We start from the raw sequence: 6,425 nt of genomic DNA on the forward strand, positions 1-6,425 counted from the left end.
TATTTCTAATTCTATCATATCTTTGCTTAGTACTTGGTACATAGGGTTGTGTTTTTATGTTTCGCAACACAAATATCTACAACCCTTAATTTTTTCTCAAAAAAAGTCAAGATGACTTCATTAAAAATTAACATAATAAAGTGATATTATTTACAAAATAACTCATGTAAAAACATTTTGCTACTATTATTATTTTATAAATTTGAGTATATAAAAGAAATAGGTAACTAAACCCCCTATTCCTTTTAATATTAAAAACAAAACGTAAACTATATAACAGGGCTAAACACAATTGTTTATAGCCATACGTTAGGTGCAAGAAGAAAAAACTAAAATGGATTGGAATCAAAATTATATCGAAAAGCATACGAAACTTCAAGGTTGGAGTTTTAGATATGTTGTGAATTCTCGAATTTTACGGTTTAAATCCAATCCACCTCTAAAACATGACCATTTTTCAGAATTAGAATATCTAATATTGAACCATGATTACTCAAAGAGTTTATTAAAGAAGTATGAAAATATTTTATCAGAAAAATTCAAAACTGAATGGCTAGAAAAGAAATTACAACACGATCCAAAATTTTCAAATAAAAACTATCACATCTTTGATATATTATTGCCTTTTTATCTAATAAATCCTGAAACAAAAAACAAAGTAATTGATAAACATTTCTTAAATGACCAATTACTCATAATCCTAGGTTGTCTTGACCATAAATTCAGAAAGTATCGCTGGAGAGCAAATTATTTGTTTGAATTTCTAATTCCGAGTTTTTCAAAACTTCGACCAAGTTTTCGGATTAGATTAATTGAATTATTAACTCTTAAATCAACCAAAGAATCTATAAGAAATATCAATCAATTGATATTTCGAAATTCCGAAATAATAAACAAAAGATTAATAGACGATTTTGTCCGAGTACAATTAAGTAAGGGATTGGTAAGCCCCAAAATGGCGATAGGATATTTAAGACGATTCAGGAAATTGGATAACTCGAATTTTGAAGAATTAAAAAATCTGGTATCTAGAATTGATAACGGAGAAAAAATTTTAATAAAAATAAATCTAGTACCTAACAAAACTTAAACTGCATTTAAACGCAGTTTAGCCTAAACGTTGTGCGTAAGCCCAAAAAACTGTAAATGAATGACAAATAAGATAATTGACATAAATGAATCTACAATAAAAAACTGCATTGAATCGCTACGTCCTGAAAGTATCGAAATTCGAAAACAAATCGACATTGGATATTCTTATGACAGTAAAAATGTAATTTTATTTGAAATTCGCCCTGATTGGAGTAACTCAAAAGAAAAAAAACAAATAGAATTCGCTAAAATCAGATATTATAAATCTAGAAAAGAATGGAATTTATATTGGATGCGAGCAAGTGGGAAATGGGAGATTTATGAACCTTTCCCTGAATCTACATATTTAGAAAAAATAGTAGAAATTATTAAAGAAGACAAACACTCTTGTTTTTTTGGATAATCACAAGCAAAACATCATTACAATTCAAAAACAGATGAGATCATAACAATAACCCATTTTCAAAAGAAGACTTTAAATAAGCCTTTCAAGATGATTCAGAGAAAATAGAGAATAACAAAATAGATTTTATCAAATTCGAAGCCTTAGAAAATTTTGAGTCTTTTAAAATCAAGGAGCTTTTTGTTAAGTAATTACTTGATAAAAACCTCAAAGCAGAATTGGAATATATTTTGACTAGTAAAAGACCTTTTAAAAATTTCAAAGACAAAATTGGTTCGACTTTAAACAGAACGAACTAGAAAAAAAAGTAGAAATCGAGTTAAATAAAAAATAAGTCTACGCATAATCGAGTAGACGATCCTTCTCATAACTGAGAAGAGTGCGCCTCTCACACCACCGTATATTATTTTGACTGCTTTTTGTATTTAGTTTATAAACTTTACCTTTTTAACTTTTAAAAATTAATACAACAAAGTGATGTTATTGTATAAAAACTTAATATTAAAAACATTGTCTTACTATTATTATTTTATAATTTTAAACTCTCAAAAAGAAATAAGTGACTAAACCTCCTATTCCTTTTTATTATTAAAAACAAAACATTAACTATATAAAGGGAATAAACACAATTGTGTTTAGCCGTTCGTTGGCAGTAATTTGACAAAAAAATATGAAGCAACAAGAAATAATTTCAAAAAAAGAATTTATTGAATTTTATGAACCATTATTAAAAGCATATAGCGAGAATTTTAAAAAAGAAATTGCATCTCAAGATTTTATGTGTGATTTGTTATTTGCAGAAAATGATGAAATAAATATCTCAAAGATTCATAATATCATAGAAACTCATAAAGACGTTTACATTAAATCATTTTTATATCGACTTTTAGGTACTCGTGAAATAATATTCTGTAGAGAAAACGATTTACTATTTGAACTAAAAGAAGTTTGGAAATTGATTTCCAATTCAATCAGATTAATTCCTTCTACTTACATTATCTCATCAATTGGATCACAAGGTTTTCTATCAATACCTCTGTATAAGAAAGATGAAAAATTAGAAAATTTTGATTTCTTAAGGTTACATATATGGGATGATTCACTTGATGAATATATGGACTTAAAAAAAGTTGATGATTTTTCAATACATTCACATACATTTTTCGCTAAAAGTTGGGTTATAACTGGAAAAATTATTAACGATAGATTCGAGTATATAAAAGATTCGAAAAAGGCTAAGCATTCATTTTTCAAAGTTGTTTATAATGATTCCTTAAATGAAGTAAACCAACATACTTCAAAAGCAGTAAATAAAAAAATTGATGCAGAACTTATAAAAATTAGTGAAGAACTTCATCTTAAAAATGCAGTTTACGAAATCAAACCTAGTAAACTTCATAAGTCAGGTCATAAGAATTCACCTAAATGCTCTGCTACTTTTTTTTCCTTTACAGGTAAAGATGGACTAGGTGAATCATTTGTCATTGGACCAAAATCTATAAATGAATCTGAAGTAAATAGAAAAATGAACATCGCACCTCAATATCTTTTAGATAAAATCGACAGTCAATTATGAATAAAAAAGAACTTATGCTTTTAGACTGGATGAGAAAAGTCCATCAACTTGAGTATGCTCATTGCTTTCAATCTATATCTTTCAGTAAATTAGAACGTAGAACTGGAATTTGGGCATTTATCCTATCCACTATTGTTGCATTTACTTATCGCTTTCCTTTTATAGACAAAACTTGGATTAAAGATTATATTTTGCCACTAATTTTATTTATAGTAGCAATTTTAACAGGATATCAATCATTCATTAGACCTGGAGAAAAAGCGGAAAAACACAGAGAATTAGGGATAGAATATGAAAGAATTAGACACCAAATAGAAACGATTTTAACTACTCTTTTAGATAACCCAAAACTTGATGATCATATTAATTTGGTTAAAAATAGATGGGACTCAATGAAAACAATGTATGTAAAAGAAAGTCATTATAACGATGCCAAAAAGAAGGTGAAATCTTTCAACAAATATCCAAAAGAATTAGATTTTTTACCGGACAATAAATAAAAACTACTGCCAATCGAGTAGACGGCTCTTCCCATGATTGAGAAGAGTGCGCCTCTCACACCACCGTACGTACGGATCTCGTATACGGCGGTTCGTATTATCAGAATTTTACTTTATAAAAAGAAACATATGATAACAAAAGAATTTCTAGAAGACTATTCATTATTTCGAAAATATGATGTACAAGAGGAAGATAAATCTGAAAATGTTAGTCGTTGGTTTCATATTCCAATAAATATGAAATGTGAGGTTTGTGATTCTGTCCAAACATTCAATATGACTAATGAATTTTATTACGATGGATATAATGAACAAGATTTAGTCGCAAATGATAGAGTTTTTGATTTAAGGTATCAATGTCAATCTTGCAAAGATTTTGAAAGACGTTTTTTCATTTATGTTGATAACGATTTAAATTTCTTGTATAAAGTCGGACAGTATCCTGAATGGGAAATTAAGATGGATTCAAATCTTGAAAAAGTACTAAATAAGCACGCAAAAACATTCAGAAAAGGTTTAGTTTGCGAAGCTCAAGGTTATGGAATTGGAGCTTTTGCATACTACAGAAGAATAACGGAAGAGATAATTGATGAACTATTAGATTCAATTTTTGATTTAATAGATATTGAACATCAAGTAGAATATAAGAAGGCACTTAAAAAAACAAAAACAACTAGAGTTACTCAGGATAAAATTGATTTAGTAAAAGACTTACTTCCTAGCATTCTAAAACCAAATGGAACGAATCCATTGGGTGTATTACATAGCCAATTAAGTGAAGGACTTCACGCGGAATCCGACAAGGCTTGTCTTGAGAACGCTAATCACATAAAAATTATTTTAACTTATCTAATAAATCAAATTATTCAAAGCAAAGAATCAGCGAAAAATTTTACGAATAGTATGAAATCCTTGCTTGAAAAAAAAAGTAAAAAATAACTGTACACAACAATGTTAGCCGTTACACAACTCTAAAATTTCACAGAAAACAACTTTAAATAAGCCTTTTTAAGAGGCTTATTTTTTTTAAACAACCACTTCATCAAAATGTCCTTCATTATCTTCAGTTTCGATAATATTAAGATCAGAGTAATTTTCGTTTAGTTGCCCTAGGAATATATTAAAATGTAACTCATGTAAAGGTTTATCCTGGTATCTATTTTTATTAGCATAAACGTAGCTTTCTCGGTAGTCAAGATTTTTTCTACAAATAAAATTACGTCTCCGTCAAATTGACTCTCAGAGCCACCTCTCATTTTACCGTCACTTGTTAATTGAAAAATTATAACAAATAATTTACCATTATACTTTTTTTTTAATCCTCATCTAAATTAATTTTTTTGTCAATTTTTCTAAGTTTTGCAAAACTATCTATAAAAATAACATCGTTTTCACGTATTAGTTTATCCAATTACTATAAAGATTTAAGTTCAGGGTCAAGTACTTAAACTTGCTTACAATTCACTTGTAAATATCAGGTATAAAAAAAACAACTTCTAAAAAATACTTTATACAAAAAACTCAGTAAGCTTAAAAACTATTCATTAGATGAACAGTTTTCTTTTTATCTTGGTATTCAAGTAAATGAACATGTGAATAAGCAGGTTTTATTGACGAATAATTTACAATTACTGGCTTTCCTATACATTCAACCTTCTCAGAATCTGTAAACCTTTTTACTCCGACAGTTTCGAAATATAATTTCCCTTTTACTCTATATCTATATTCCAACCTTTTTTTAATTGCTGAATCGTCATAAGAAACAATTACACCTTTAACTTGTTTTTTATAATTATTAATTAAATAATCTTTCCTAAGCTCATAACCTATAATCCCAAATATCATAAGTAGAGCAAAAATCCCACCGAATACATCACTTAGTTTACTACTTTTCTTATTTTCTGTTTTCATAAAATATAAAAATCCAATTTTTTTTGACAAAAATATAATTTTAATTAATCAGATATTTTAATTTTATTAAAATTATACTCTAGATCAAAAACTAAAAACTTTGAATATAAAAGCATGCATTCTTTTCATCACAATCTCCTCAATAAGAAAAACATAAGTAGCACATAACTTTACCACCTCTTATAGACAATATATCTTTTATTTATAGCTTTTTTCCCCATATAAAGCCAATCTCTATCATATTTATAAAATACTTTTTATTTAATTATTTCTCTTTTTAAACTTTTTTAACACTTTATAATACTATTTTTCATATCTTTACAATATCTCTAAAGACGTTTAGAGACTTTTTCTTTTTCATAGCAATTTTCCCACTCAATTTTGAGTGGGTTTTTTTATTATTTTTACTACATGAAAAACAAAATAAAAGAAGTCGCAAAGACAAAAAAGATTACTATGACAGAGTTAGGTGGTTATTTTGGTATTACTAAAGAAAGCATGTATAGTAAAATAAGAGACCCTAAACTTAGTACAATTATAGAAATCGCTAAATTTCTAGATGTTGATCCTTTAGAACTTTTCGAACCTAGTAGCGAATATTCACATGTGTATTCAAATGGAGAATGGCTAGGCATCAAAAAAACTATTTAGAAAACTAAACTTTGTCTTACAAAACCAAATAATTATAATCAATCAATTTAGTTATTTGGTTTTACTATGTTACTCCCCCCTATTAATACCTTCTTATTTGTAATTTAACGACAGATTAATACATAACAAATAATTTTTTAATTTAAAACACTAAAACATTTGTAATTTTACAGTGAAGTCATCTTGACTTTTTTTGAGAAAAAATTAAGGGTTGTAGATATTTGTGTTGCGAAACATAAAAACACAACCCTATGTACCAAGTACTAAGCAAAGATATGATAGAATTAGAAAT

General features: G+C 27.3%; 7 protein-coding genes. 6 read left to right on the plus strand and 1 reads right to left on the minus strand.

Annotation, left to right across the window (positions count from 1 at the left end; genetic code table 11):
* The first annotated feature begins 334 nt into the window (after window positions 1-334).
* The 5 genes from EYW44_RS21725 to EYW44_RS21750 all read left to right on the plus strand — a co-directional run bounded on the left by EYW44_RS21725 (window position 335) and on the right by EYW44_RS21750 (window position 4,510).
* Window positions 335-1,090, plus strand: coding sequence for a hypothetical protein (locus tag EYW44_RS21725; protein WP_132727935.1), 756 nt, complete (start codon window positions 335-337; stop codon window positions 1,088-1,090).
* Between the two features lie 60 nt (window positions 1,091-1,150).
* Complete coding sequence (locus tag EYW44_RS21730; protein WP_132727938.1) at window positions 1,151-1,495, plus strand: DUF3024 domain-containing protein; 345 nt, start codon at window positions 1,151-1,153, stop codon at window positions 1,493-1,495.
* Between the two features lie 670 nt (window positions 1,496-2,165).
* Window positions 2,166-3,071 (plus strand): hypothetical protein, encoded by a 906-nt coding sequence (locus tag EYW44_RS21740; protein WP_132727941.1) that lies wholly within the window; start codon window positions 2,166-2,168, stop codon window positions 3,069-3,071.
* 14 nt (window positions 3,072-3,085) lie between these two features.
* Window positions 3,086-3,571 (plus strand): SLATT domain-containing protein, encoded by a 486-nt coding sequence (locus EYW44_RS21745; RefSeq protein WP_243643716.1) that lies wholly within the window; start codon window positions 3,086-3,088, stop codon window positions 3,569-3,571.
* A gap of 129 nt (window positions 3,572-3,700) precedes the next feature.
* The gene (locus EYW44_RS21750) at window positions 3,701-4,510 is read left to right on the plus strand and encodes a hypothetical protein (protein WP_132727947.1); all 810 of its coding nucleotides are present in this window, start codon (window positions 3,701-3,703) and stop codon (window positions 4,508-4,510) included.
* A 591-nt stretch (window positions 4,511-5,101) separates the two neighbouring features.
* Here the strand turns inward: EYW44_RS21750 and EYW44_RS21755 are convergent.
* The gene (locus tag EYW44_RS21755) at window positions 5,102-5,512 is read right to left on the minus strand and encodes a hypothetical protein (protein ID WP_132727950.1); all 411 of its coding nucleotides are present in this window, start codon (window positions 5,510-5,512) and stop codon (window positions 5,102-5,104) included.
* 381 nt (window positions 5,513-5,893) lie between these two features.
* Between EYW44_RS21755 and EYW44_RS21760 the strand changes: the two genes are divergently transcribed.
* Window positions 5,894-6,133: a helix-turn-helix domain-containing protein gene (locus EYW44_RS21760; protein ID WP_132727953.1), complete on the plus strand. Its 240-nt coding sequence runs from the start codon at window positions 5,894-5,896 to the stop codon at window positions 6,131-6,133.
* The last annotated feature ends 292 nt before the right edge of the window (window positions 6,134-6,425 follow it).

The organism is Tenacibaculum sp. M341 (genome assembly GCF_004337695.1).
Classification (GTDB): Bacteria; Bacteroidota; Bacteroidia; order Flavobacteriales; family Flavobacteriaceae; genus Polaribacter.